The 25,721-nt window shown below is 54.6% G+C and carries 31 protein-coding genes and 1 pseudogene; 22 read left to right on the top strand and 10 right to left on the bottom strand.

Annotated features, from left to right (window positions below; all coding sequences use genetic code 11):
• Positions 1-113 precede the first annotated feature (113 nt).
• Entirely contained in the window at positions 114-440 is a 327-nt protein-coding gene (locus tag ACYJSS_RS18150) for a helix-turn-helix domain-containing protein (RefSeq protein WP_111262358.1), read from the bottom strand.
• Positions 441-554: 114 nt separating this feature from the next.
• Here ACYJSS_RS18150 and ACYJSS_RS18145 point away from each other — a divergent pair, with 114 nt between their 5' ends.
• From ACYJSS_RS18145 to ACYJSS_RS18125, 5 genes and pseudogenes are all read left to right on the top strand, one after another.
• Entirely contained in the window at positions 555-986 is a 432-nt protein-coding gene (locus tag ACYJSS_RS18145) for a hypothetical protein (protein ID WP_459480355.1), read from the top strand.
• Positions 928-1,202, top strand: a pseudogene (locus tag ACYJSS_RS18140) (signal peptidase II). The gene ACYJSS_RS18145 and the pseudogene ACYJSS_RS18140 overlap by 59 nt, the downstream one beginning before the upstream one ends.
• Before the next feature lie 328 nt (positions 1,203-1,530).
• Entirely contained in the window at positions 1,531-3,378 is a 1,848-nt protein-coding gene (locus ACYJSS_RS18135) for a Mu transposase C-terminal domain-containing protein (RefSeq protein ID WP_236204888.1), read from the top strand.
• On the top strand, positions 3,378-4,238 hold the full coding sequence (locus ACYJSS_RS18130; RefSeq protein ID WP_236204889.1) for a TniB family NTP-binding protein: 861 nt from the start codon (positions 3,378-3,380) through the stop codon (positions 4,236-4,238). Before ACYJSS_RS18135 ends, ACYJSS_RS18130 begins: the two co-directional genes overlap by 1 nt.
• Positions 4,239-4,303: 65 nt before the next feature.
• Entirely contained in the window at positions 4,304-5,278 is a 975-nt protein-coding gene (locus ACYJSS_RS18125; RefSeq protein ID WP_143478396.1) for a hypothetical protein, read from the top strand.
• Positions 5,279-5,336: 58 nt separating this feature from the next.
• Here ACYJSS_RS18125 and ACYJSS_RS18120 read toward each other — a convergent pair whose 3' ends face one another.
• The 5 genes from ACYJSS_RS18120 to ACYJSS_RS18100 all read right to left on the bottom strand — a co-directional run bounded on the left by ACYJSS_RS18120 (position 5,337) and on the right by ACYJSS_RS18100 (position 8,712).
• Positions 5,337-5,936 carry a DUF6088 family protein gene (locus ACYJSS_RS18120; RefSeq protein WP_236204890.1) on the bottom strand — a complete coding sequence of 200 codons (600 nt, stop codon included), beginning with the start codon at positions 5,934-5,936 and terminating at the stop codon, positions 5,337-5,339.
• Between the two features lie 14 nt (positions 5,937-5,950).
• Complete coding sequence (locus tag ACYJSS_RS18115; protein WP_084929464.1) at positions 5,951-6,214, bottom strand: BPSL0761 family protein; 264 nt, start codon at positions 6,212-6,214, stop codon at positions 5,951-5,953.
• A 114-nt stretch (positions 6,215-6,328) separates the two neighbouring features.
• Positions 6,329-6,637 carry a hypothetical protein gene (locus ACYJSS_RS18110; protein WP_084929463.1) on the bottom strand — a complete coding sequence of 103 codons (309 nt, stop codon included), beginning with the start codon at positions 6,635-6,637 and terminating at the stop codon, positions 6,329-6,331.
• A gap of 87 nt (positions 6,638-6,724) precedes the next feature.
• Positions 6,725-8,125, bottom strand: a complete 1,401-nt coding sequence (locus ACYJSS_RS18105) for a DEAD/DEAH box helicase (protein WP_084929462.1) — start codon at positions 8,123-8,125, stop codon at positions 6,725-6,727.
• The gene (locus tag ACYJSS_RS18100) at positions 8,122-8,712 is read right to left on the bottom strand and encodes a hypothetical protein (RefSeq protein ID WP_106732287.1); all 591 of its coding nucleotides are present in this window, start codon (positions 8,710-8,712) and stop codon (positions 8,122-8,124) included. The genes ACYJSS_RS18105 and ACYJSS_RS18100 overlap by 4 nt, the downstream gene beginning before the upstream one ends.
• Before the next feature lie 101 nt (positions 8,713-8,813).
• Between ACYJSS_RS18100 and ACYJSS_RS18095 the strand changes: the two genes are divergently transcribed.
• Entirely contained in the window at positions 8,814-9,044 is a 231-nt protein-coding gene (locus tag ACYJSS_RS18095; RefSeq protein WP_048329181.1) for a helix-turn-helix domain-containing protein, read from the top strand.
• 82 nt (positions 9,045-9,126) lie between these two features.
• On the opposite strand, the gene ACYJSS_RS18090 is transcribed toward ACYJSS_RS18095, so the two are convergent.
• The gene (locus ACYJSS_RS18090) at positions 9,127-10,104 is read right to left on the bottom strand and encodes a DNA-binding protein (RefSeq protein ID WP_236204891.1); all 978 of its coding nucleotides are present in this window, start codon (positions 10,102-10,104) and stop codon (positions 9,127-9,129) included.
• Positions 10,105-10,283: 179 nt separating this feature from the next.
• Between ACYJSS_RS18090 and ACYJSS_RS18085 the strand changes: the two genes are divergently transcribed.
• From ACYJSS_RS18085 to ACYJSS_RS18075, 3 genes are read left to right on the top strand one after another with little or no spacing between them, the layout of a single operon-like run.
• Entirely contained in the window at positions 10,284-11,255 is a 972-nt protein-coding gene (locus tag ACYJSS_RS18085; RefSeq protein WP_044727170.1) for a site-specific integrase, read from the top strand.
• 29 nt (positions 11,256-11,284) lie between these two features.
• On the top strand, positions 11,285-12,028 hold the full coding sequence (locus ACYJSS_RS18080; protein ID WP_044727169.1) for a phage Gp37/Gp68 family protein: 744 nt from the start codon (positions 11,285-11,287) through the stop codon (positions 12,026-12,028).
• A 21-nt stretch (positions 12,029-12,049) separates the two neighbouring features.
• The gene (locus ACYJSS_RS18075; RefSeq protein WP_044727168.1) at positions 12,050-13,363 is read left to right on the top strand and encodes a three-Cys-motif partner protein TcmP; all 1,314 of its coding nucleotides are present in this window, start codon (positions 12,050-12,052) and stop codon (positions 13,361-13,363) included.
• A 175-nt stretch (positions 13,364-13,538) separates the two neighbouring features.
• Here the strand turns inward: ACYJSS_RS18075 and ACYJSS_RS18070 are convergent, their stop codons facing one another.
• Complete coding sequence (locus ACYJSS_RS18070) at positions 13,539-14,432, bottom strand: cation transporter (protein ID WP_175384247.1); 894 nt, start codon at positions 14,430-14,432, stop codon at positions 13,539-13,541.
• 101 nt (positions 14,433-14,533) lie between these two features.
• Between ACYJSS_RS18070 and cadR the strand changes: the two genes are divergently transcribed.
• The 5 genes from cadR to ACYJSS_RS18045 all read left to right on the top strand — a co-directional run bounded on the left by cadR (position 14,534) and on the right by ACYJSS_RS18045 (position 17,621).
• Positions 14,534-14,941, top strand: coding sequence for a Cd(II)/Pb(II)-responsive transcriptional regulator (gene cadR, locus ACYJSS_RS18065; RefSeq protein WP_044727166.1), 408 nt, complete (start codon positions 14,534-14,536; stop codon positions 14,939-14,941).
• A gap of 106 nt (positions 14,942-15,047) precedes the next feature.
• Positions 15,048-15,395, top strand: coding sequence for a DUF3703 domain-containing protein (locus ACYJSS_RS18060; RefSeq protein ID WP_044727165.1), 348 nt, complete (start codon positions 15,048-15,050; stop codon positions 15,393-15,395).
• A complete protein-coding gene (gene lspA / locus ACYJSS_RS18055; protein ID WP_023083083.1) occupies positions 15,392-15,901 on the top strand; it encodes a signal peptidase II in 510 nt (169 codons plus the stop codon). The genes ACYJSS_RS18060 and lspA overlap by 4 nt, the downstream gene beginning before the upstream one ends.
• Positions 15,898-16,644, top strand: a complete 747-nt coding sequence (locus tag ACYJSS_RS18050) for a helix-turn-helix transcriptional regulator (protein ID WP_023083084.1) — start codon at positions 15,898-15,900, stop codon at positions 16,642-16,644. Before lspA ends, ACYJSS_RS18050 begins: the two co-directional genes overlap by 4 nt.
• Positions 16,645-16,712: 68 nt before the next feature.
• A complete protein-coding gene (locus tag ACYJSS_RS18045) occupies positions 16,713-17,621 on the top strand; it encodes a sterol desaturase family protein (RefSeq protein ID WP_023083085.1) in 909 nt (302 codons plus the stop codon).
• Positions 17,622-18,140: 519 nt separating this feature from the next.
• Here the strand turns inward: ACYJSS_RS18045 and ACYJSS_RS18040 are convergent.
• Positions 18,141-18,413, bottom strand: coding sequence for a hypothetical protein (locus ACYJSS_RS18040; RefSeq protein WP_058019645.1), 273 nt, complete (start codon positions 18,411-18,413; stop codon positions 18,141-18,143).
• A gap of 267 nt (positions 18,414-18,680) precedes the next feature.
• On the opposite strand from ACYJSS_RS18040, the gene ACYJSS_RS18035 reads away from it, so the two are divergent.
• Genes ACYJSS_RS18035 through arsJ form a run of 8 tightly spaced genes read left to right on the top strand, consistent with a single transcriptional unit; the run spans position 18,681 to position 24,567 of the window.
• On the top strand, positions 18,681-19,103 hold the full coding sequence (locus ACYJSS_RS18035; protein WP_236204892.1) for an arsenate reductase ArsC: 423 nt from the start codon (positions 18,681-18,683) through the stop codon (positions 19,101-19,103).
• A gap of 6 nt (positions 19,104-19,109) precedes the next feature.
• Entirely contained in the window at positions 19,110-19,466 is a 357-nt protein-coding gene (locus ACYJSS_RS18030) for a metalloregulator ArsR/SmtB family transcription factor (RefSeq protein WP_034073049.1), read from the top strand.
• A gap of 29 nt (positions 19,467-19,495) precedes the next feature.
• Positions 19,496-19,966 carry an arsenate reductase ArsC gene (locus ACYJSS_RS18025; RefSeq protein ID WP_134293824.1) on the top strand — a complete coding sequence of 157 codons (471 nt, stop codon included), beginning with the start codon at positions 19,496-19,498 and terminating at the stop codon, positions 19,964-19,966.
• A 16-nt stretch (positions 19,967-19,982) separates the two neighbouring features.
• Positions 19,983-21,044 carry an ACR3 family arsenite efflux transporter gene (gene arsB / locus ACYJSS_RS18020; RefSeq protein WP_134293823.1) on the top strand — a complete coding sequence of 354 codons (1,062 nt, stop codon included), beginning with the start codon at positions 19,983-19,985 and terminating at the stop codon, positions 21,042-21,044.
• Between the two features lie 4 nt (positions 21,045-21,048).
• Positions 21,049-21,765 carry an arsenical resistance protein ArsH gene (gene arsH, locus ACYJSS_RS18015; RefSeq protein WP_134293822.1) on the top strand — a complete coding sequence of 239 codons (717 nt, stop codon included), beginning with the start codon at positions 21,049-21,051 and terminating at the stop codon, positions 21,763-21,765.
• A gap of 13 nt (positions 21,766-21,778) precedes the next feature.
• Positions 21,779-22,285, top strand: a complete 507-nt coding sequence (locus ACYJSS_RS18010; RefSeq protein ID WP_236204893.1) for a cyclin-dependent kinase inhibitor 3 family protein — start codon at positions 21,779-21,781, stop codon at positions 22,283-22,285.
• Positions 22,286-22,320: 35 nt separating this feature from the next.
• Positions 22,321-23,325 (top strand): ArsJ-associated glyceraldehyde-3-phosphate dehydrogenase, encoded by a 1,005-nt coding sequence (locus tag ACYJSS_RS18005; RefSeq protein WP_134293820.1) that lies wholly within the window; start codon positions 22,321-22,323, stop codon positions 23,323-23,325.
• A gap of 12 nt (positions 23,326-23,337) precedes the next feature.
• Entirely contained in the window at positions 23,338-24,567 is a 1,230-nt protein-coding gene (gene arsJ / locus ACYJSS_RS18000; protein ID WP_134293819.1) for an organoarsenical effux MFS transporter ArsJ, read from the top strand.
• A 24-nt stretch (positions 24,568-24,591) separates the two neighbouring features.
• On the opposite strand, the gene ACYJSS_RS17995 is transcribed toward arsJ, so the two are convergent.
• On the bottom strand, positions 24,592-25,668 hold the full coding sequence (locus tag ACYJSS_RS17995) for an ArsO family NAD(P)H-dependent flavin-containing monooxygenase (protein WP_236204894.1): 1,077 nt from the start codon (positions 25,666-25,668) through the stop codon (positions 24,592-24,594).
• Positions 25,669-25,721 lie beyond the last annotated feature (53 nt).

Below are 25,721 nucleotides of genomic sequence, written 5' to 3'. Positions count from 1 at the left end.
CTGGCACTCCGTTCTGGAGAAAATTGGCGCATACGAACGCACTCGACGCATAGACCGGGTGCATCGCTATCTGATTGGTTCATGAAGCTGGCGTGAAGCGCTTACTTGATCGCTCATTTCAGCGGAAAACTTGAAACTTCGGCTTGCGCAAGAGCATCCAGCTCAGCCATCACTCGGGACAACAACTCATCGGGGCCGAGCGTATCGTCGAGCATCAGGTACGCTCTAGCCAGGACAGTCAGCGGGGCAACCCCGATGCAAGTGGAGATGAAGTCCAGATCGTCGATAGACACTGCCTTCTTTCCTTTCTCCAACACGCTGAGCGTGTGCTGGCTACGTCCGACCTCTGCCTGTGAAAAACCCTTGCTGATCCTGAACTCCTTCAGCGCCTTCCCCAGAGCCTTGGTGAGGTTGATCGACTCTTCATCGTTCGGTATCAAGAAACACTCCTTGGGCACAATACGGAGGGTTTGGTCGCTCCAGCACGCTCGAATAGTGAGAGAAGTAGTCTAAAATTCGGGGTATCAAAAAAACGTGAAAAATAAGTCAGCAGGATGTTGCATAACAAACAACACCTGGGGGGGGGGGAGGAGGATTATGTTTGGCCTGATGCCAAGCGGCTTGGACATGTCACGTCAAATCTTTTGATACACCACGCAGTATTTTTACATCTTCGTGCTCAGGGCGAACTCAACGATGTTGTCATGTATCGAAATGCAACTGGACGTTGGCGGACCAATATATTCAACGAAAACAGAGTTGGGCGGATTGACCACCCAGGAGCGGAGGTAATAGCCATGCGCTCTCACACACCGGGAATTATTGCCCCCGATTTTCAAAGCAAGCCATTTAACAAGGAGCGCCAAGTTGATTTCTCAGGCGCGGGCGAAGTTCGTATTCTTGGCGTTGTCTGTTTCTGTCGTAGTCATGGACCAGATCACGAAACATGTGGTGGACGCACTATTGGAATATTCTCAGTTACTTGAGCTTTTTCCCGCACTGGCTCTGCAATTTTCCTACAACACAGGCGCAGCTTTTGGGGGCTTCAATTGCTGCTTTCTGCTGTGACCATCGTCATAGGGCTGATCCGGCGAACGACCCAGCCCATGTACGTGTTTCTGGGGTTCGCATTGACTCTTGGTGGCGCCATGGGAAATCTGATCGATCGCCTGGTCTTTGGTCATGTCATTGAGTTCGTGTAGCTACATTGGCGCGACCACGGCCTGCCGATCCTCAATGACTCGATTTTCTCGCTCAAAGGTATCGTGGCCTCGGCACAAGTTGGAGAATAAGGTTGATGATCGTCGGTGGAGATAACCATCAATTGAAGGACGATTCGGTGATCGTCCTGCGACTGTGGGTGACTCTTAAATATTGTAATTATCCTATCTTATTGATTTTTTTATTAAAAAACCATATGTGTCTTTTATAGACTGTAAAAAACAACCTAGAATTTATTTTTTTACATTTTTCAAAGGCCAGCTACGCTCATAACGAACTGTGATCTATCGAAGGATTCAGGGAGGGCGCATGGGGCAAATATTGCTGCGGGAGGGCTTGGTTGTCGTCGCGAGGGGGCATGTTGCAACAGTTAATAAATGTCTTCCCAACTTGACGGTCGAGGTTGTCCTAAAAAAAAGCAGTGAAAAGTTAGTTGTCGACATTGACGAAATTGAGCATTTGCCTTCAAGGGATGAGGATAATATTAATCTGCTTCAAGTTGAGTCGCTATCAAGCGAGTCGGTAGTGCCTCTGGAGGAGTTGCAGGCCGCTCAGTCACAGTTCGACTTAATAAAGAGATACTTGGCAAAAGAACTCAACTTGGCTCAGGCGCTAGAGCAAGCAGGCGTCTCAAATGGTACCTTTTATAGAAACATTAAGTTTTATGATGAGGAAATTGGTCCAGCGTCTCTGCTAAGGATGAAGAGAGGGAATAAGAAAGGCTCAAGAAGACTCATTAAAGATGTCGATGACGTAATAAAGCAGGCAATCAAAGAGGCGTACATAGGAAAGTCGGCAACCATAGCTGCGGTTTTTCGCAAGGCGGAAGAGTTATCCATTAGGCTTGGTTTAAAGCCACCTTCTCGATCGGCAATATCTGCACGGCTCAAAGATATACCTGAGAAAGAGCGTCATCTGAGAAAGCATGGGCATGAGGCGACGAGTCAAAAATATGCAGCAAGACCAGGTAAAAAGGAAATTCATCTGCCGCTTGAATGGGTGCAGATGGATCATACCAGAGTAGATCTGATATTGGTCGATCAAATTACACGCCGACCAATAGGCAGGCCCTGGTTAACTGTCCTCATTGATGTCAAGACCAGGGTTATTCTTGGTTATTATCTAAGTCTATACCCGCCATCTAGCCTCTCTGTTGCCTGTGCTGTAGCGCATGCCGCACTTCCTAAAAATCAATTCCTTAAAAGACTGGGAGTGAGCGCAGGTCTACATCCATATTATGGGGTCCCAAAACTCTTGCACATGGATAACGCAAGTGAGTTCAAGACCGTTAAATTTCAGCGTGCATGTGTGCTACACAAAATTGGCTTGAAATGGCGACCAATTGGGGCAAAGCATTATGGAGGTCATGTTGAGCGTTTGATCGGCACACTGATGACCGATTATGTGCACTTCTTGCCCGGTACTACTCACTCCAATCCTGTTAGTCGCAGAGGTTATGATAGTGAGAAAAATTCTGCACTGACCTTCAAGGAGTTTTGCCAATGGTTTGCAGGGCAGGTCGCTATTTATCATGGGCGTAAGCATAAAGGGCTGGGCCGCTCTCCTGCGGCGGAGTGGAAGTCGCATTTTGTTGATTCCGAAAACAACGTTACTCATCCTCCGATAATTTCCGATTCGTGGACGTTTCGCCTTGACTTCATGCCGGAGATGAGTCGGAAAATCCACCCCCAAGGCGTGACTCTAAATGGTAAATGGTACTGGAGTCCTGGATTAACTCCCCATATAGGTAGAGAGAGAGTGGTCATTAAGTACGATCCGCACTCAATGGCGACAATATGGGCAAGGTTGGATGGAGGATATATTCCGCTGTACTTTTCTGATGTGACGACCAGTGACTTTGCATATGAGGAACACAGGGCGCTATTGAAGTTTAGGCGAAAAGAAGGCGTCACACCAGATGGAGCATTGGAAGATCATGCTTTGATAGATGTGATAAAAGAAAATGCGCAGATAGTGAAGGGAGCGATAACGAAGACAAAGCGAGCGAGAAAAATAATTGCTGCCAAATTCGAGCATGAGACCAGCACGTGGATCGCTGACGAGACTATATCAGCGACTGCTCCAGATAGGTCAGATGTAGAAATCAAAAAACCTGACTACTCGAAAAAGGCGACGCCCTATTCTAGGAGGTCTTGATGAGTTCTTATGAGCACTTAACGGAGAGCGCTAGGGAATTGGCATGTTCATCTGACGACATGCGGTTGGCCGCTATACAGCGAGATAGTTTTTACATTGACCACCCTCAATCAAATAGCATTTTAAAGATGGTTGAAAATGTACTGGCCGTTCCTAGAAGAATGCAGGCGCCGTGTATGATTGTAACCGGTGCTCCTGGCGCCGGTAAAAGCTCAATCATTCAGCAGATAAGGAATTCTGAAGCACTCTCTAACCAAATTGTCTTTCTAGACATGGTTGCGAACCCATTTAATCTAAAATTTGGTGAGTTGCTTGTTTCGGCACTAGGCCTCCCTCATGGGCTGATTAAGTTCGGACACCCCAGAAAAGCCACGCTTCCGGCGGAGCTAGCCGAAGTGATAAAATTGAGAAAAATAAAGGCTCTGATTATAGATGAACTGCACGAGTCAATGCTGGTGGCGAGGCCAGAGCAACTTAAAAATTTGTCCATTATGAAGTCGCTATCCAATAATACTTATGGATTATCAATAATAGGTTTCGGTATTGATCTCGCTAGGAACGCTTTGAGTATGGATGAACAGTTCTCTAGGCGATTTTATAGCGTCCAGATTGATGACTGGAGAGAAAGCGAGTCTTTTAGATCGTTTCTGGCGGGGGTTGAGCAAAATCTACCATTAAGAAGGCCGTCAAACCTTGATGGCGCTGAGGTTATTGGGTTTCTTTTAGAGAATACCAGTGGGCGAATGGACTCTATTATGAACTCAATTAAATCTGCTGCATGCTACGCAGTAAAGTCGGGAGAGGAACGCATCACCATAGGCACTTTGGTAAAAGCCATTTCGACGCCGTGGAGTTACTAATGCGCCTCCTAAATTTATGCCCCGCCAGCGTGGACGAGTGCTTTTCATCCTGGATATATAGATGCATGATAAAGTTTCCTTGGGTGAAGTTCTCATTGGAAGGAGTCAGTGTAAAGGGTGAGTGTGATAGGCATGGTGAATTAGTTTATGAGGATCCGGATTTTGACATCGGCTCTAGCTATGTCCAGGATGTTATATCGAGGTTGAATCTCGCTGAGGATGACTATTTGCGATTCTTTGATAAGAAGCCTGGCAAGCTCTTGTCATGGCAAAGCCGTCGATTTTACTGTCAAGATTGTATAATAGATGACATTAAAAATAATATTCTTCCATGTTGGCGGCGGAGCTGGTGCAGTGCCGTTTGCGTATTCTGTTCGTTCCATGAGAAAAAGTTGTCGAGTATTAGGTTTAACTGTGATCCTATTGGTAGAGGTTGGCGAGCATTCTCTGAGTTTTCGCAATACCCCTACCATCAATATCAAGGTACTAGAAACTATAATCTGTGGGAGAGCGAGAGTCTGCAGGAAGCTCTTTATGATCTTGCTATCCAAGTATTTGAGTGGTATGGCTCTAGCGAAGAGGCGAGGGTGGATAGTGCGGGTGCTGATGCTGCCTCAACTGCATACTTTGATCTTGTTTTTGAGTTATTGACACAGGCTCCCAGCCTCCATAATTCAGGCGGCCTGTCTTGGTCGTTTACGTTTGCTTTTAAGCTGAGACTAGGGCGTTATCGAAAAGATTATTCTTGGTTGCTTGAGAATGGCGTTAATGAGGTTGATATAAATCAAAGGATTTGTGGGGTAATTTTAGCTGGTAAGGTGCTTGGGATTCTCTCTGATGAAGAGGTTGGGCGTCTTGATTGCATGGTGGATGATTTGTTTCCTTATTTCGGTCTCAGCAACCTAGAACTAGGGTTTACATGTGCAAATTATAGTTCTATTGGCGATTATGATTATCTTCTGTCTAGGATTGGTCGGCTTCCACACTCAAGCCAGACGCGTTTTGATGGCTTTGTTGCAGGTTTGACCCCTGAAATGTAAGTAGCTCTGAAGGAAATAAATTTCTCGTCATTGGCGGCCGACATGTGAGGATGGCGTGCTAGCAATCCAACGCAATTAGCATCCACTTCGGTATTTTACTGGTCATCAATTTGATTAAGTCGTCAGGCCTAAGCGCTTTCTTAATCGCAGCAGTACATTCTGGAGTAGCGCCTTCTTTGCCGAGATAAAACAGTGCACTGATAGCCATCCCCGCCTCAGTCCCGGCATGCTGCATCACCATCGGGGCCGCATGTATCAGTCGGACTTCAGCTTTACCTATGAATACTGAACGGCTGGCTCCGTTGGTGTAATAGATTGGAATGAGCGGCATCTGGGTACTGAGCCCAAACCTCCTGACGGCATTGGCACCATGGATCTGTAAAGACAGGTGCTTCTGCCTGGCAATTACGCTGATCAATTCCCAGAGATTGGGACGAGCCCTCGCAACGTAAAGTCCGGGTTTTGGTCGCATATAAATCCCACGATACACCCGTTCGAGCTCGCCTCGGTTGACCAGTCGAGCTATTGCTTTGGATACGGCGTTTTTCGTTCCAAACCCTGTGAAATGGCTAATGCTGAACGGCTGCCCTTTAGGTAGGCGCTTGACTCGTTGCGCAATCCGGGCGGATACCGACTGGGCTAAATCAGTGCTGAGCATCGTGGCGTTCACGCCTATAGCGTGAAGTCTAACGACGAACTGAAAAACGGCTGATGGAACGCAATCACCCTTCGCCGATATTCATCATCTTGAGCGTCGTTTACTAGGCACTCTTCGAGGCGCCCTAGCGAGAAAACTTGATCGGCGGACGGGTAGTGTCTAAGCAGGCTTTTCGCATAGCTGCGAATGTCATCAGGTAGCTCGGTGTTGCGAGAGAGGTCGCGGAGAAAAGCTTCGGTATTGACGACACTCCGGGTTCTTTCATGCGGCAGGGTCAAAGCGGCTACCTCCTTATTCAGTTATTCCAATCTACGAGACCAGAACGGGCAAGCCGCGCGCTTACCCCTAATTTGTCCGCGATTCGTCGTGGTGCGGCTGATGGCTTTTCAACCCTACAACCAGTTCTTTCCCCAGTAGTTGTCTTTGCTGACCAGACCAAAATCTTCAGAAGCAAAAGGCTGCTCATCATCGAACATGCCATTGACCATACGCTCCCGACGCAACCCGCTCAGCACCCTGAAAAAGCAGGGCTCACAGAGATGAATCCGGTAGTGCTCCCCATCATGCTGGGAGCCATATCCCCATTGGGCTTCAAGCTTGCCGTATTGGGGGGCATAGCCGGGGATACTCGTTCCAGAGCGGCACACGTCGCAGATCACATCCTCAACCACATCGACCAGTGCCTGCGACTTACTCTCCATGCACACCTCACGATTACGTTCCACACGACGGCTGGTTATGGATTCATGAACACCAACATCATTGGATCAGCCTCGACTGGCTGAGCATCAAAAACAAGCCAGTAGCTGCTGCCGATAATGCTGGGAAAAGCTGACCTGGTAAGCGGGCTCAATTGCAAAGCCGCCCAGCGAAATCATGTTCGTAGGCTGCGATCCAATTCCCGATTCTGCACCACCTAACCCCGCACCGTCGAAACCGTCGACATGACCCAAAGTGCCCACCGGCTCAGGCCTGGAGCCTGGAGTAAAACCAGGCATCTGCACATCGCTCAAAACTGCCAGGTCATCAGGCAGGTCATCCGAAATTCGCTCCGCAAAACCCTGAAGCGTTGGCTCCGCCAACATGAATAACCATGCCTGGTCGTCGGACTCACCTGTGCGCCGCAGCACTCGCCCCAGTACTTGCCGGTAGTGCAGTTCGGTGCGGATACGGCTGAGATAGCAGCACACTTGCAGGCGGGGAATGTCGGTGCCTTCGCTGATCATTCCGACGGCCACAATCCAGCGGCAGGCGCTGCTCCGGAATGCATTGATCACTTGCTGCGCATCCGGGGTTTTGTTGGTCACGATGCGGCACTCTTCACCCATTGCTTCTAGAGCCAGTGCAACTTGCTGGGCGTGTTCGATGTCGGTGGCCACCACCAAACCAGCGGCATCAGGTTTGATCTGGCGTAGCTCGTTCAGCTTGCTGCAGCCAAGATCGAGGATTGGATTGATCACCTCGTCATGACGCAGAAGTTCCTCATAGGTGACAGGTGACTCCCCTAAGAGCTTGGCGATGCTGGGAAACAGCCTCACGGAGCTATCCGCGCCAAGCTCTTCCGTAAGTTTCACCTTCTGATTGTCGAGCAACACTATGCGAGGTGATCGGCACACGTCGTCGGCAATGGCATCTTTCAAGCCATAACGGTAATCACAGATCAAATGCCCCTCGGGCGAAGAGTAACGAGCCAATGCGATGGCCTTATCGTCCGAACGCCAGGGCGTGCCAGACAGGGCCAACGTGAAGGCAGCCCGATCCTGTATCCGATGCAGTATCTGCTGCCCCCAGGCATTACTGAGCAGCGGATCGTGGCCGGCGCAATGGTGGATCTCATCGAAGACCACGAACACCCGGTAGTCATAAAGCAGCTGCCAGAATCCCTCATCACGGTATTCCATGGCCTGATAGGTATAAGCCGCACCCGCGGCACCTATCCGGCCGTCGAGACGCCTGCCTAGCACAGCCGCAAAGGTCGAACGAAAACCCTCCACGACCTGGCAGGACGGCGCAAAGCACAGCACCAAATCGATTCTGTCCTGCTCAAGCAGTCGGCTGGCCAGTTCTGCAGCCATGCGCGTCTTTCCGGCTCCCGGCGTTGCCTGGCAGAAGAAATGCGGCGTGACGGTAAAGTGCTCCAACGCCCGAGTGATGCAGCTGTTCTGCCAGCTGCGTAGCGAGCTGCTCATCGTGGTGCAGCGAGCGTTTTGAGGGTCTTTTCGATGGCGCGCAGATGCCCCAAGAGGCGAGAGCTGCGATCCCTGGCTTCCAGATAATCGCCTTCAACCTTGCCCCGCAAATGTGGCATCTCATCCAGAAGCAACTTGAATCGCTCTGCCTCACCCATTGAAGAAAGGAAATCCAGACGGATCTCCTTATGGAGTGCCTCCAGCTGCTGATCCGTATTGGCTGAAGATTGAAGCGGCAGAGCTTCCACGTCGCGTACGGCTGTGTCCTGCTCAGCCCCCCCTGCAGACATAAGACTGTTTTCAAAACCGTTGTCGATCAGCTCAAGTTGAAGATGTGCTGGGGTAGGCAGCAGGTGGTAGACCTGCCCCCGTACGCGGCGCTCTTCGTCATGCACTAACCAACCTATGCGTAACATCCGGCGCATCTGTTCATACACATAGCGGCGTACATCACCGATGCGATAGGTCATGCCATCCAGGTGCTTGGCGTAGGCATCGCGCAGTTCACGAATTGTGAACCGTGTGCGGCCTTCCTCCTGAAGCAGCTCATACAGCCGCCTGTCGAAGATGAACGAGGCTGATTTCATTGCGGCACCAGAGAAGATAGCGCGAAAAATACGGATTATAATCCGTGGCTCGTGCGTCCGTAAACGCATGATATTGCCGTCTCAGCGGAATTGAGACGGTCATGGATAAGTTGGCGAAAGCGTTGGGCGAACGCATCCGAGCGCAGAGAAAGGCCTGCCGGATTTCTCAGGATGCCCTGGCGCTGGCCTGCAGCATCGACCGCAGCTACATGGGGCGGATCGAGCGGGGTGAAGTAAGCATCACCGTAGAGAAGCTATATCGAATTGCACGCCAGCTTGCCTGTGACCCTGCTTACCTGCTACCGAAGTTGTCCGAACTTAAACCAACCTGAACGATCCTGGATTAACAGTCGCAACTGGCCTCCGCGCCACGAGGCGAGTGATCCGCGCGGTTTGCCGGCCTAGTCGTTTCAGTCAGCTTTGCTTTTTTGCTGGCGGAGTCGATTTATCTACTGCCGCGGTTGCGCGCTGGGCTCTGCGCGACTGCCGAGGAGGCTCTTGCCTGACCTTGGCCTTGCTCAAGCTGTCCAGTTCGCTCTGTAGATTCTGATTGCGTTGCTCCAGGACCAACTTGACGGCTTCTGACGCGCTGAACTGGCTCTGCAGAGCTTCCAGAACCTGAGCTTTCTGATCCAGCAGACGTTGCTGGGCCTGCTGGTCCCTGTGCAACTGCCTTGCTTCGGTGAGAAGGCGCGCGTTGTCGCGATTCAGTTGGGTCAGCTCGTCCTGCTTGACGATTAACGTCTGCTGCAACTGACGTACTTCCAACTGCAACTGCTGCACCTGCGACTCGTGCCGGCGCTGCTCCTGCTCTCGCTGTTCCTTGTTGGCCTGGCGATAGTGCTCCAGGGCATCGCGAGCATGTTGATGCTTATCTTCCAACGAGCGAATCTGCTCTTCGCGGTCCCGCAGGCGCGCTTCGTGGTCGTGGTTGGCTTGCTGCAGGCGGGCATTCTCTATATCGGACTGCTGGCGGTGCTGCTGCTCCTGCTGCAGTGCTTGCTGGGCGGCTTGGAGCTGCTCCGTGAACCCAGCGCACTGACCTTCCAACTGCTGGACACGGCTTTCGGCCAGCCGGGCCTGGTTCTGGTAATCGAGCCGTTCGAGTGCCAGTTGCTCGCGCTCCTGAGCTACGTCGGCCTTTGCTTCCTCCTTGAGCTGATCCGCCAACTGGGCCACTAGGTTGGCCAGCTGTTCGCTGAGCGGCATTGCAGTCGCATTCCGGCCGTGGTCTGCGTCTTCGAGTTCTTTCAGGTAGCGATGAATGGTGGTTTTCGAGCCGGTATTGCCCAGTTCGACCCGTACCGCGTCGATGCTGGGGTTCTCGCCCCGCGCCAGGATGGCCTGCCGTGCCTTCTGAACCAGCGCCTTGTTGATGCCGCCACGGGCCATGGTCTGCTCCTACGATTTCGTAGTGGATTACATACCATGTATTTACATATTAAATTTGATTGATGTAAAGCCAGTTAGAAGCAAATAAATCAGATAAAATAATGGAGGCTTATTCAATTAGATCGGCACAAGCGGTCGCTTACCTGCCGTTTTCCAGTACACAAAGGGCGTTTCGAACGATGAAAGACGTCGAGCGTTATCTGCAAGCCGGTACGCGGGAAAACACTCGCCGCAGCTATCAGCAGGCTGTCGAGCACTTCGAGGTGTCCTGGGGCGGTTTCCTGCCGGCGACCGGCGACAGCATCGTGCGCTACCTGGTGGACTACGCCGACACCCTGAGTCTAAGTACGCTGAAGCAGCGTCTAGCCGCGCTGGCCCAGTGGCATATCACCCAAGGGTTCCCTGATCCGACTAAGACCCCCACGGTGCGTCAGGTGCTCAAAGGCATCCGCACCTTGCATCCGGCACAAACCAAACAGGCTGCCCCGTTGCAGTTGCTGCATCTGGAACAGGCGGTTCAGTGGTTGAACCAGGAAGCCGAACGGGCTCAGCAGTCTGGCAATTTGGCAAGCCTGCTGCGGTGCCGGCGCGATGTGGCGCTGCTATTGATCGGCTTCTGGCGGGGTTTTCGCAGCGACGAACTCTGTAGACTGCAGGTCGAGCATATCCAGGCCGAAGCCGGTGCTGGCATGCGACTATTCCTGCCGCAGAGCAAGGGTGACCGGGAAAACCTCGGCACGACCCATTACGCACCGGCCCTGAAACGCCTCTGCCCAGTACAGGCCTATCTCGACTGGATCAGTGTCGCCGGCATCGCCCGCGGCGCAGTGTTCTGTCGCCTGGATCGTTGGGGGCATCTGGGCAGCGAGGCCCTACACCCCGGCAGCCTGATCAGCTTGTTGCGCCAAATCCTGCAAGGCGCAGGTATCTCGACCGAGCAATACACTAGTCATTCGTTGCGCCGAGGCTTCGCGACGTGGGCCACCGCTAACGGCTGGGATCTAAAAGCCCTGATGACCTACGTGGGCTGGAAAGATATCAAGTCAGCCATGCGTTACATCGATCCTGCTATTTCCTTTGGCGGTCTGGCGGCTAACTCCGCCCTTGAAATTAATACTGGCACTTTGACTGAGCTGCCAGCTTCTCACTAACATCGACGCAGAACAGGAGTGACTGTGCAATGAGTACACAGACAAGCATCGAATGGACGGAAATGACGTGGAACCCTGTAGTGGGATGCACCAAAGTTTCGCCTGGCTGCAAACACTGCTACGCCGAGAACATGGCACACCGTTTACAGGCGATGGGAACGCCCGGCTACGAAAACGGCTTTCGCTTGAGCCTACGGCCGGAGAAATTGCAGGAGCCATTGCTGCGCAAGAAGCCGACCATCTACTTTGTAAACTCAATGTCCGACCTATTTCACGAGCACGTACCGGACGACTACATCGATCAAGTTTTCGAGGTAATTCAGAAGGCCTCTCAACACACCTTCCAGATTCTCACTAAGCGTGCCGAACGCCTGGCCACCTATTTCAGTAAGCGGACACCACCTGCCAATGCGTGGCTGGGGGTGTCGGTCGAGGATCGCGAATATGGCGTGCCTCGGATTGACTGTTTACGCCGGGTAGACGCCACGATTCGCTTCCTCTCTGCGGAGCCACTGCTGGAGGATTTGGGGGAACTGGACTTGACCGATATTCATTGGGTCATTGTCGGTGGCGAGTCTGGCCCAAAGGCCCGACTGATGAAGCAGGAGTGGGTAGACAATATCCATAGTCAGTGCGACGCCTCTGGCTCTGCCTTTTTCTTCAAGCAATGGGGCGGCTGGGGCGCTGATGGCGTGAAGCGTTCGAAGAAAGCCAATGGCCGGCTGTTGAACGGCAAAATCTGGGATGAGATCCCGCTGCTCAACCTCGCCTAATATCGGCACAAGGAATACGAGATGGCCAAGGATGACGAGAAGTACCGTTGGGATTGGGCCGCACAGAGCTTCCCTACCATTGATCCGCACAGCAAGATCAAACATCAGATCATCGATGAGTACATCCAGACTTACATTGATGTGCTGATGCGAAACCAATTGATGCCGGAGCTGGGTTTGTCCATCGTCGATGGCTTTAGCGGCGGTGGTATTTACCATGATGGCGCCGGAGGAAAGCACTTCGGCTCTCCAGTGATTGCTCTGGAAGCAATTCAGGCCTCGGAGGTGCGCAACAACCTGGAACGCATCAAGCCGCGGCCCATACGTTCGCAGCACTACTTTGTGGATGTGAAACCCGAGAATATTGCCTGTCTGCATGCTGTTTTGGCTTCGCGAGGCCATGCCGCTCGAGTAGGCCAAGATGTGCACCTGCATAGCGCCGAGTTCATCCAGGCATTACCAACCATCGCCCAGAAGCTCAAATACTTCGGTAAAGGTGAGCGAGTTCTTTTTCTGCTGGATCAGTACGGATACGGCGACGTACCGTTCCCTAGGATCAAATGGATTTTCGAGAATCTCAGTAATGCGGAGGTTCTGCTCACCTTCAACGTTGATTTTCTGGTCACGTACCTAGCAGACCGACAAGCGAACCGTAAGGCGATTTCTAATATTGGCTTGGATCATCATGTGCCCTGGGGCACGCTGAAAGAACTGAAGGCGCATCAGCCTCGGAACTGGCAATACATCATCCAGCGCTTTCTGTCGGAGGGAATCAAGCAGGAAAGCGGCGCGGAGTACATGACGGTCTTCTTCATCCGTCCTGCCGGCAACAACCCGATGGCCTACTGGTTTATCCATCTGGCGAATAACTACCGCGCCAACGATGTCATGAAGAAGATTCACTGGAAGTACGGCAATAACTTTTCCCACATGCTGTCACCTTCAAGCTTCTTCGGATACGACGCCAATCGGGATATCGCCGTGACAGGGCAGCCCGATCTTCTGTTGGATGAACATCATTTCGATGATGCGACTGATGACCGCATCCGTAGCGAGCTCTCGGAACTTCTGCCCAAACAGGTCTACGAGCTCGAACGTCAGCCGTTCCTTGGGCTGATGAGCGGATTGACCAATTACACTATGGCGGACGAGCTCCGAGTAAAGCAGGCGCTGGACATCGCTGTCGCTACCGGTGACCTTTTGGCGGTCGACAAGAACGGTAAAACAAAGCGCCGCAAGGGCACGAGCATCAAGTCTACAGATATCCTGATAGCTCCGCCGCAGAGACCCATCTTCTATCTGCCTCCACTAAGAAAGCCCGAGTCAAAAGGCTGAGCTTTGAGATCAATGGCAATCAATACGGCCCCGAGCTGTACCGGCCAGAGAACAGCTCGTGTGCGATGCAACAGGGTTCTCCCTCCCGTTTAATTTCATCACGGTCTAGGCTCTTACTCGGGCAATCGGCCACTCGCTACGTTCGGGAACACGGGGTAGCTGTCGATCCAGATAATCAGGCTTTCAATGCCAGGATTCGGCGCGCACCATTCAGTACGATGAGGCCAACGACCGTACCAATCACCAAATCTGGATAGGGAGAGCCTGTCCACGCCACCAGAGCTCCTGCAGCGATAACACCAATATTCGCAAGCACATCGTTGGCCGAAAAAATCCAACTCGCTTTCATGTGTGCACCGCCTTCGCGATGGCCATAGATCATCAACAGACAGCTGACGTTCGCGACGAGTGCAACTAAGCCAATCCCCATCATCAGCATCGACTCAGGTTCGCTGCCATACATGAAGCGTCTAACCACCTCCACGAGTACCCCCAGAGCCAACACGATCTGGAAGATACCCGCCAGGTGCGCAGCGCGAACCTGCAACCGCGCAGCTCGACCGACCGCAAAGAGAGCCAGGCCATAGACGGCTGCATCAGCAAACATGTCCAGCGAGTCGGCGATCAGGCCCGTCGACTGAGCGATCAAGCCTGCGCCCAGCTCGATGACAAACATCGCAGCATTGATACCGAGCAAGATTTTGAGCGTGCCGGCCTCCTTGGAAGCAGTCAGCTCTTCACTGGCGCTATTGGCCGAAGCTGCTTCCTGGCTGGCCGGTTGAGTACCGAGCAATGTTGCCCCTAAACCAAGTGATTCCAGCTTGGTCGCGATCTGGTCAACCGGACCGTCATGGAAAGCGCGTACCTGTCTGCTGCTCAGATCAAAGGACAACGAATTGAGCTCAGGAAAGCCATTGAGCGCGAGCCGAATCATGCGCTCTTCTGAAGGGCAATCCATCTTCGGCACAGAAAAACTGCTGACCCAAGTCCCTTCATTCGAAGGCGCGGTTGCCGCTTCAGTGGTTGCCGGCTCAGGGCCACAGCCACAGGATTTATCACAAGAAGTCATGACTCGCCTCTCCTATAGGACTTGATTCTACCGATTAAAAACCATGTAGTGGCTATAGGGTCAAGCCTGGATATACTGGCTTTTTTACCAAGGGACAGACCATGCGCATCGGTCAACTTGCACAGCAGACAGGAGTGGACACTCAGACGATTCGTTTTTATGAACGTCAGGGACTGCTTCCACCGCCCGAACGCGAGGACAATGGCTATCGAACCTATAAAGCAGGCCATGCGGACAAACTGCTGTTCATTCGCCGATGCCGCTCTTTTGGCATGTCACTGGAAGAAATTGGTGTTTTGCAGAGCTATCAGGAACAGCCGCAGCAACCCTGCGTTGCGGTCAATGAGCTCCTTGATAGACATATCGCACAGGTAAGGGCTCAGATCGCATCCTTACATGCTCTCGAAAACCAGCTGGTGACGTTGCGAGGTTGCTGCGATAACGAACGACAAAGTCTGGACTGCGGGATACTTTCGGGCCTGCTGGGGGGCGACAAACCTCTTTCGTAATCCGGCATAAAGTCATTTTTGCGTCGTCTTGAATCGCCCATAGCGCTTGACCCTATAGCAGCTATAGGGTGTTCACTCGGGCATCTACTGCGTAAGTGAGATCCAGATGAATACCGCTCTCAGCATTGCCATTGATGAGGCCTTCTTCCAGGCTAGGAAAGCACTTAATGAAGAGGCGCCAACCGAGGCTTTCTCCTGGCTGGAGCGAGCCCACATATTGAGCCAGCGAATGCCTATTCTTCATGCTCAGAGCCATTGGCTGATGCTGAGGGCCGGCTGGCAGTTGCGCGACTTACGAAAGGTGCTCAGCCAAGTACCGCGAATCATGGCGGCCCTGCTGTTCTCGAAGATCTGGGTGCCGCTCGGAAACAGCGGGCGCGCCAGGGTCAGTGCTTTTGCGCCGATGCCTATTTCACCGGAGCTGCAGCGACTTCTTCAAGGAGAAATGCAATGAGGTCGTCTCCTAGATCACCTCTTGTTGCTCCTGGGTTCTGGTGGATGCTATCGCTAGCCATTGCCTCGGCCGACCTAGCGTTGAAAAGCGCAATTACGGGTTCGCTCCCGGTCGGCACCGTGATTCCTCTCACCCCGTTCTTCAACCTGGTTCACTTCTGGAATACCGGTGCAGCGTTCAGCTTCCTGGCTGACGCGGGTGGTTGGCAGCGTTACTTCTTCATTGTCATAGCTTTGGTCGTTTCGATCGTGCTGGCTCTGATATTGCGTAAACGCAGAGCCAAAAGCGAAGCCCTAGGCTATAGCCTTATCTTGGGCGGGGCAGTTGGGAATCTGATTGATCGCGCATTTCGAGGCCATGTAATCGACTACCTGGATTTTTACTGGCTGTCCTGGCATTGGCCTGCGTTTAACCTGGCGGATATTGCTATCGTCGGTGGCGCCGCCATGTTGATCCTGAGCAGTTTGCTAAGCCCAAATGCGGAAGCCGGCCGAGTCAACGAATGAAAGGCTCGCTCTCAACGGATACCGTACGCTGGGCAGGCCAGGCCTGGATAGGGCCCGGCATCGGCATCTTTCATGGCCGTGCCGGCCACCAGGAGTGGCACCACCATCAGGCGCATCAGATTTCAGTGGGCCTCGATTCACCTGTATCGGTTGAAACCCCGTTGGGCATTCAAACAGGGGCTGCCATCTTCATCGCCGCGGGCCTGAAACACCGGATCAGTGCTGGTCGAGTGCTGTCGATCTATCTGGATGCACTATCCGATGAAGCCCCAACTATGCGGGGTACCGAAGAAGCAAGGGTAGTCGTGATCGCCCCGGCGGACGTAGTAGCGATTATCGATATGCTGCGCGAGACAGGACATACCGCTCTCCAGGTTAGGACGGGGGTGCGCCAGGCACTGCGGCTACCCGATCCACCGATTCCAGATCCTCGCTTGACAAAGGTGATTGAAGCGCTGCATAGAGGCCAAATGAGGCGCGAAGAAATGGCCGCGTTGGTGCATTTATCCCCTACACGGTTTTCCCATTGGTTCGTGGAACAGACAGGCTTGCCGCTGCGCAGCTATGCGAAATGGTTACGTCTCACACAAGCCCTACAGCACCTAGCCAAAGGGGGTCTACTCACTGAAGCGGCCCATGAGGCGGGCTTTTCTGACTCGGCACATTTCTCCCGGACATTCCGGGCACTGCTGGGCATCGATCCTTCCTCCGCCCTGGCTGAAGTCGATCTTCAGGGGTCGTAGCTCTTTCGTTCAAGCCGAAAGCGGACCTTCCCACATACAGTCATGGCTCCCTACTCAGGAGCTGAGCGATGTCTATTCCCTTGCGATTCGCCATACGGTGGCTGAGCTATCCACTTGTGTTTGGCGGCTGTGCCTCCTTCATGATTTGGGCGCTGTATGCAGGTATACCGTATTGGCCCACCACACCCATAGTCGCCGCGGCGGGGCTGCTACTCATTGCTGGCTTGGAGCGCATCCAGCCTTTTCGGCGAGCCTGGCTGGAAGATCATCAGGACACCCTGACGGATCTGCTGCACATGCTGGTGAACCTGTCTGTCATTCAATTTACTGCAGAATTTCTGGCTAAGTTAGGCGATGCGGTACCGGCTTCGGTTCGGCTCTTTCCGATCGAGAGCCCATTGTGGCTGCAATTGCTACTAGTCGCCGCCGTGCTCGACTTGAGCCTGTATGTGATGCACCGCATCAGCCACCGGGTGCATTGGCTGTGGCGCTTTCACATGATCCATCACAGCGCTGAGCGGCTCTACTGGATGAACGGAGAACGTCGACATCCTCTGCATGCGGCGTTGATGGCCGGGCCGGGGCTGGTGGTTTTGCTCATATCTGGAGCTCCGTCTGCCGTAGTCGCAACGTGGTTTGGGATCCTAACCGTCCATCTGGCCTTTCAGCATTCGAACCTGGACTACAGCGTGGGTTGGCTGCGGCATGTGCTAGGGGTTGCTGAGGTCCATCGTTGGCACCATAAGCGCGACTTCGAAGACGCTCAGGTCAACTTCGGTGAGTTTTCAACTGTGTGGGATCAGATGTTTGGAACCTTCTACGACAGCGCCGGGAAGCTGGGCGAGGCTGAGGTTGGATTGCATGAAAAGGACTACCCCAGAAATTATTTCGGGCAATTTATTGATCCTGTTCATCCAACATCTGCTTACCCGGCCGGTCACAATTCTTCAGAGCAGGATGAAATCCGCAACACGTAGCTAGAACGGGTGGAGTCAGCAATGCCAAACATACCGCGTGACACCGGATTGGACAGTACTTGGGCCTTTTTGCCAGATCCCTACCGATTTATCTCCACGCGCAGTAAGTTTCATCAATCGCCTGTGTTTCAAACTCGCTTGATATTACAGAAAACTCTGTGCCTAACAGGTGCCGAAGCTGCTCGCTTGATTTGCGACCCTGACCGATTCGTTCGCCAGAACGCTGCGCCCAAGCGACTGCAAAAAACCTTATTCGGACAAGACGGTGTCCAAGGTTTGGACGGTGATCCTGTCATGGTGGGGTTGTAGGTTAAGTGGGCCAAACAGTAAGCATCAGGCACTCCTAAAGCGCCACGGCCTTGGCTTTGGAGTTGGAAGTTGACTGCTCGCCACTAGCCCTGACAATGCAACGGGACTGGGCTGAGAGCGACTCTAACTGGACGCAAAAAAGAAGCCGCCCGAAGGCGGCACTGAGCGACAGATGGATGACCTTTCTGAACACTCGGATTCTTGGTCCGATTACTTCTTCAGCGATTGCAGGTAGTCCTTCAGCGTCTGATCATCAGCGGCTTTAACCGTCATGCCGTTCGGACCGCTACCGATGTCGGTGAATTGCTTGGCCGGCTCGCCGGTTTTCTTGAACTCTTCCAGCTCTTTGGAGCCTTCGCGGAATACCCACAGGCGGCCATCTTCAACCTCGGTGACAAAGCCAGGCTTGTCATACTGGCTGGCGAAGGCGGCGGTGGCGAACAGGCTGGTCAACAGCATTGCAGTCAAAGTCAGTTTTTTCATCGCAAGGTTCCTGCTTGGGTTGGAGATGCGATAAAGCCTAAAGCTCTTCTGATGACGGAAAGATTACAAGATATGGATATGCGTTTAACCAGATGTTTCAGGGTGTTTCCAGCTCCAAGCTTCGCCCTGCTTGCTGCCTTTGGCCAGCAAAGATGAGCCATTCAAGCCTTCATGTACGTGACTCAGCCCCTGGACTGTCATTTCCGCTTTACTGAATATTCGCTAAAACGTATATTCCTGAAACCATATTCGGTTCGAGATTTAGCAATGGCTTACAAAACCCGCGTGCTGTTCGTTTGTGTGGCTAACGCTGCTCGCTCGCAGCTGGCTGAAGCGCTGCTGCGACACACTGATTCCGAGCGCTTCGAGGCATTCAGCGCCGGCACTGAGCCTGGTGAGGTTGATCCGCGCACCCTGGATGCGCTTGAGCACCTTGGCGTAAACATCGAGGGACTGCGCAGCAAGTCCATTGATGAGTTTGCCGGCGAGCGTTTCGAATACGTCATCACACTGTGCGATAAGTCGTCTTTGGAGTGTCAGGCCCTTCCAGGTGCTGGCGAGGTACTGGCGTGGAACTTTGAAGACCCGGTGACCAGCACACAGCCCGACGCATTCCGCCACACCCTTCACGAGATACACGAGCGCATCAAGATGTTCGTGTTGGTGAAAACCAAGAAAACCAAGCGCTGAGACCCTATGGCAGACCATCTGACCCCGACCACCGTATTCAAATGCCTGGCTGACGAGACCCGCGTTCGCCTGATGCTGCTCATTACCCGTGAGGATGAGTTGTGCGTCTGTGAGCTGACCTGTGCGCTTGATGAAAGCCAGCCGAAGGTGTCCCGCCACCTGGCGCAACTGCGCAACTGCGGCCTGCTGGAAGATCGCCGGCAAGGTCAGTGGGTCTATTACCGCCTGCACCCCAGTCTGCCGGACTGGGTGATCGCCATCCTGAAAATCACTCTGGATGCCAATCAGCACTGGCTCAGCCCAGATGCCAAACGCCTCGATGTGATGGGCGACCGCCCGCAACGTCTTGCTGCCTGCTGCTGAGTCGCGCTCGGCCTTTACGAGATAGCCTGATGAAAATTTTGTTTCTATGCACCGCCAACAGTTGCCGCAGCATTCTTTGCGAGGCTGTGTTCAATCACTTGGCACCGGCAGGCATGAAAGCCTACAGCGCCGGCAGCCAGCCTAAAGGTGTAGTGCATCCATTGAGCCTGAAAACGCTGCAAAACGCCGGTATCTCGACCGCAGGACTCTCCAGCAAATCCAGCGATGTTCATGAGGGCCTAGCCCCAGACTTCGTGATCACGGTCTGCGACAAGGCTGCCGGCGAAGCCTGTCCGGTGTTTTTCGGCCCCGCGACCAAGGCCCATTGGGGGCTGGCTGATCCGTCGGAATACCAGGGCAGCGAAGAGGAGATCGAAGCCGCTTTTGCCGCCACCCTGGATCAGATCAGAACCCGTATCGAAGCCTTCCTGGCATTACCGCTCAAGCAGATGGATGCCGAGCAGCTCAAGGCCGAGTTGGCCTTGATCGGCACGCTCTGACATTGGAGGCATGACGATGAGCAAAAGCCGCCTTTCATTTTTGGATCGTTACCTGACGCTCTGGATCTTTCTCGCCATGGCGATTGGCGTCAGCCTGGGTAGCCTGTTTGAAGGCCTGCCGGTCTGGCTCAACAGCCTGTCGGTGGGTTCGACCAATATCCCGATCGCCATCGGCCTGATCGTGATGATGTACCCGCCGTTGGCCAAGGTCAGGTATGAAGAGCTGCCCGAGGTGTTCAAGGACAAGCGCATTCTCGCGCTGTCGCTGATCCAGAACTGGGTGATCGGCCCGGTACTGATGTTCGCCCTCGCGGTGATCTTCCTGCGCGATTACCCCGAATATATGACAGGCCTGATTCTTATCGGTCTGTCGCGCTGCATCGCCATGGTGCTGGTGTGGAACCAAATTGCAGGTGGCAACAACCAATACGTCGCTGGTCTGGTCGCGTTCAACAGCATCTTCCAGATCCTGTTTTTTAGTGTGTATGCCTGGATCTTCCTAGGCCTGCTGCCGCCTTTGTTCGGGCTACAGGGCAGTGTGATCGATGTGAGCTTTGTCAGCATCGCCGAGTCCGTGCTGATCTACCTCGGCATTCCATTCCTGGCTGGTTTCCTGACGCGCAAGATCCTGATCAGCCGCAAAGGCGAAGAGTGGTTCAACCATCGCTTCATTCCACGCATCAGCCCGCTGACGCTGGTCGCTTTGCTGCTGACTATCGTCGCGATGTTCAGCCTCAAGGGCGATATGGTGCTGCAACTGCCGCTGGATGTGCTGCGCATCGCCATCCCGCTGGCCATCTACTTCGTGGTGATGTTCTTTATCAGCTTCTGGATGGGCAAGCTGCTGAAGGCTGATTACCCACGCACTACCGCGCTGGCCTTTACCGCCGCCAGCAACAACTTCGAACTCGCCATCGCTGTGGCCATTGCCACCTTCGGCCTGGCTTCGCCAGTGGCCTTTGCCACGGTGATCGGCCCGTTGGTTGAAGTGCCGGTGCTGATTGCTCTGGTCGGTGTAGCCCTCTGGCTCAAGCGCCGCTGGTTCGACCAGCCTCGCGCAACACTCGTTCAGGAGTAGTCGTATGTCTGAAGAACACATCCCTAATCTCGATGCTGAATTGGTCGATCTGCCCACTCTAGACAAGCTCGGCAGCCCGCTTACAGTCACCCACAAGCCGCGCATCCTGCTGCTCTACGGATCGACCCGCGAACGTTCCTTCAGCCGCTTGCTGACCGAGGAAGCGGCGCGCCTGCTGGAGCACTTCGGTGCCGAAACGCGGATTTTCAATCCCTCTGGCCTACCTCTACCGGACGATGCTCCGGACAGCCATCCCAAGGTGCAGGAGCTGCGCGAGCTGATGCAGTGGTCGGAAGGCCAAGTCTGGTGCTCGCCAGAGCGCCACGGCTCAATGACCGGAGTGTTCAAGGCGCAGATCGACTGGGTGCCGCTGGCTATTGGCGCGGTGCGTCCGACCCAGGGCAAGACCTTGGCGGTGATGCAGGTCTGTGGTGGCTCGCAGTCCTTCAACGTGGTCAACCAGCTGCGTGTGCTGGGTCGCTGGATGCGCATGTTCACCATCCCCAACCAGTCGTCCGTACCGAAGGCCTACCTCGAATTCGACGCAGCAGGCCGGATGAAACCATCGGCTTTCTATGACCGCGTAGTGGACGTGATGGAGGAGCTGGTGAAGTTCACCCTGCTGCTGCGTGAGCGCTCCGACTATCTGGTTGACCGCTATTCCGAGCGCAAGGAATCGGCGGAAGAACTCTCTAAACGCGTTAATCAACGTTCCATCTGAAGGATTTTTGATCGTGCAACAACATCCGTATTCCGTGCTGACCTCCGAGCAGGTCAAGGGCCAACTGATCTTCACGCCGTGTCCTGGCACCAAAGACACATCGGTCGCTGAGGCGCTGGACACCCTCAAAGAGGCTGGTGCTTCAGCCTTGCTGACGCTGATGCCCACTGAAGAGCTGACCCAGAACGAAGTCGAGAATCTGCCTGGGCAGTGCCAGCAGCGTGGCATCGAGTGGTTCCATCTGCCGGTGGAAGACGATCAGGCACCCGGCGAACCATTCCAGGCGGCCTGGGATGCCAACCGCGAGCGGATCAAGCAACTGCTCAATGAAGGCAAGAACATTGCCATTCACTGCAAGGGTGGCTCGGGTCGTACTGGGCTGATTGCCGCACAGCTGCTGATCGAGTGCGGTGTTCCATTCCGCGATGCGGTCAGCGACGTGCAGGCGCTGCGTCCTCGTGCGATTCAGCATCCCGCGCATATCAACTACATCAGCCAGTTCGACATCGCCAAGTCGTAATTGCCCGCTGCTAGCCGCCCCGAGAGAACAAAAACATGAGCATCAAAGTAGGTATCAACGGTTTCGGTCGCATCGGTCGTCTTGCCTTGCGTGCGGCCTGGAGCTGGCCAGAGTTCGAGTTCGTGCAGATCAACGACCCGGCAGGTGACGCCGCGACTCACGCCCACCTGATCAACTTCGATTCGGTGCATGGCCGCTGGAACAACGAAGCCAGCTCCGAAGGCGAGCATGTTGTGATCGATGGTAAGCGCATCAAGGTGACGGCCAACAAGGCGATTGCTGACACCGACTGGTCGGGCTGTGATCTGGTCATCGAAGCCAGCGGCAAGATGAAGAGCGTTGCGGTGCTTCAAGCCTACTTGGATCAGGGTGTGAAGCGTGTGGTGGTGTGTGCGCCGGTCAAGGAGAAAGGTGCGCTGAATGTGGTCATGGGCGTCAACCAGCATTTGTTCGACCCCGCTCAGCACCGCATCGTTACCGCCGCGTCCTGCACCACCAACTGCCTGGCTCCAGTGGTCAAGGTGATCCACGAGAACCTGGGCATTCGCCACGGCTCGATCACCACGATTCACGACCTGACCAACACCCAGAGCATCCTCGACCAGCCGCACAAGGATCTGCGTCGTGCCCGTGCCTCGGGCATGAGTCTGATCCCGACTACTACGGGTTCGGCTACCGCGATTGCCGAGATATTCCCCGATCTGCGCGGCAAGTTGAATGGGCATGCCGTACGCGTACCGCTGGCCAACGCCTCGCTCACCGACTGTGTGTTCGAGGTCGAGCGCGCCACCTCAGTGGATGAGGTCAACGCGCTGCTTAAAGCTGCCGCCGATGGCCCGCTGAAAAACATCCTCGGTTACGAAGTGCGTCCCCTGGTCTCCATCGACTACCGCACCGACCCGCGTTCTTCGATCATCGATGCACTGTCGACCATGGTGGTCAATGACACCCAGGTGAAGATCTACGCCTGGTATGACAACGAGTGGGGATACGCCAACCGTGCTGTCGAACTGGCCAAACTGGTCGGCTTGGCCGGTTAACAGGGAGCGATCATGAAGGCGTTGTCAGCCCTTTCCCCGGAAGTGCGCCAGTACTTGCTGGTCACCGGCAATTACTGGGCCTTTACCCTCACCGATGGCGCGTTGCGCATGTTGGTGGTGCTGCACTTCCATACGTTGGGCTACACGCCGCTGCAAATTGCTGCGCTGTTCCTGTTCTACGAGATCTTCGGCGTTATCACCAACTTGGTGGGCGGCTACCTCGGGGCTCGGCTGGGCCTGAATCGCACCATGAACATTGGCTTGGGCCTACAGGTTGTGGCCTTGCTGATGCTGACGGTGCCCGCCGCCTGGCTGACCATCCCGTGGGTGATGGGCGCTCAGGCCATGTCGGGTATCGCCAAAGACCTCAACAAGATGAGCGCTAAGAGTTCGATCAAGCTGTTGGTGCCTGACAACCAGCAAGGCACGCTCTACAAGTGGGTGGCGATCCTCACCGGCTCAAAGAACGCGTTGAAAGGGGTTGGCTTCTTCCTAGGCGGTGCGTTGCTGGCATTGATGGGGTTCACGGGCGCAGTGCTGGCGATGGCCGCAGTGCTGGCCCTGATCTGGATAGCCAGCCTGTTCCTGCTGAAGAAAGACCTGGGCAAGGCCAAAGCCAAGCCCAAGTTTCGCGACATCCTCTCCAAGAGCCGGGCGATCAACATCCTCTCCGCGGCCAGGTTGTTCCTTTTCGGTGCCCGTGATGTGTGGTTCGTGGTGGCCTTGCCGGTCTACCTGAGCACCGTGTTTGGCTGGGACTTCTGGCTGGTGGGCGGCTTCTTGGCAGCCTGGGTGATCGGCTACGGCATCGTGCAGTCGTTCGCCCCGAACATCACCGGGAAAAAACGTGGTCATGTCCCCGATGGGCGAGCTGCCTTTGTTTGGGCGGCACTGCTGGCTGGCTTACCTGCGGCTATTGCCCTCGGTCTTTCGGCGGGGTGGGCGCCCCAGGTTGTGCTGCTGGGTGGGCTGATGGTATTTGGCGCGCTGTTTGCGGTGAACTCGTCGCTGCACAGCTACCTGATCGTCAGCTACGCCAAGGAGGATGGCGTGTCGCTGGATGTGGGCTTCTACTACATGTCCAACGCGCTGGGGAGACTGATCGGTACGTTACTCTCGGGCTGGGTATTCCAGACTTATGGTCTGGAGGCCTGCCTGTGGGTTTCCAGTGCGTTTGTGCTGGCCGCTGCGCTGATTTCCATCGCCTTGCCTAGGCACCTCGATGCGGCTCCGCAGGCCTGATCAAGCGGCTTAGAGCGGAGGCTTTCAGGCCTCCGCCGTTGCCAAAAACTGCTCGATCTCGGTTGCCGTGCTGCGTGCCGTGCGGGTCACCCCGATCAAGGTTGCTGAAGCCGATCCCGTCCATTCTTCGTAGCCCACCAGCCAGAGCCTGGGTTCGTGGGCGGCGCGAGTCCCCTCAACCTCGACTCGCCCCTCATCGTTGATCAGCCCCAGGTTGGCCAGGTGGCCCAGCGCGGGTTTGAAGCCGGTGCACCAGATCACTGCATCGACCATGGTCTCCGTGCCATCGGGCCAAACCACACCATTACGGGTGAAGCGTGTGAAGGGGCGCACTGCGTGCAAGACGCCACGTTCACGCGCTTCGACCACGGGCGGTACCATCACCACATCGCCCAGCCCGCCCACTGGTTGTTCGATGACGCGACCTTCCTGCTGGGCTTTCCAGCGGTCGGTCGCTCGCTCGAACAACACACGACCATCGACATCGTCGGGCAGAAACAGCGGCTCGGTGGGCGTCACCCAGGTGGCGTCGGCCACTTTGGAGACCTCTGCCAGGATCTGTGCCCCGGAGTTTCCACCGCCTACCACCAGCACCCGTTTGCCTGCGAACGGCTGGGCCTCGACATAGTGGGCCGAATGCAACTGCTGGCCGCGGAACAACTCGATACCCGTATAGCTTGGGATATGAGGATTGCTCCAGGTACCAGCGGCGCTGACCACCGACTTTGCATCCCAATGCCCTTGCTCGGCATGGACGCGCAGCGCGCCATTGATGCGCTCGACCGAGGTGACTTGCACGGGGCGCTCGACCGGGAGCCGGTAGCGCGCCTCATAGCGTGTCAGGTAGTCGATGACGTGATCACGTGTGGGGTAACCCTCTTGAACTGGCGGCATCATCCAGCCGGCAATCGAACTCCAAGTCGCCGGCGAAAACAGTCGCAAGGAGTCCCAGCCATGACGCCAGGCCCCGCCGGGGCCATCCTCGGCATCGAGCATCACAAACGACAACCCCGTGCGCCGCAGAAAGTACGCGGTGGCCAACGCGGCTTGGCCGCCGCCGATGATGACTACATCCCACTTATTTTCAGAGCGAGCTTCCACTGAGGGACTCCAATCGGATCGATTGCACAGTGTAAAAGCCCGAGTCAGTCAGA

The sequence above is a fragment of the Pseudomonas sp. No.21 genome (genome assembly GCF_054558415.1).
Note: the sequence above shows the minus strand (reverse complement) of the source record. Positions and strands in the feature narration are given on the sequence as shown.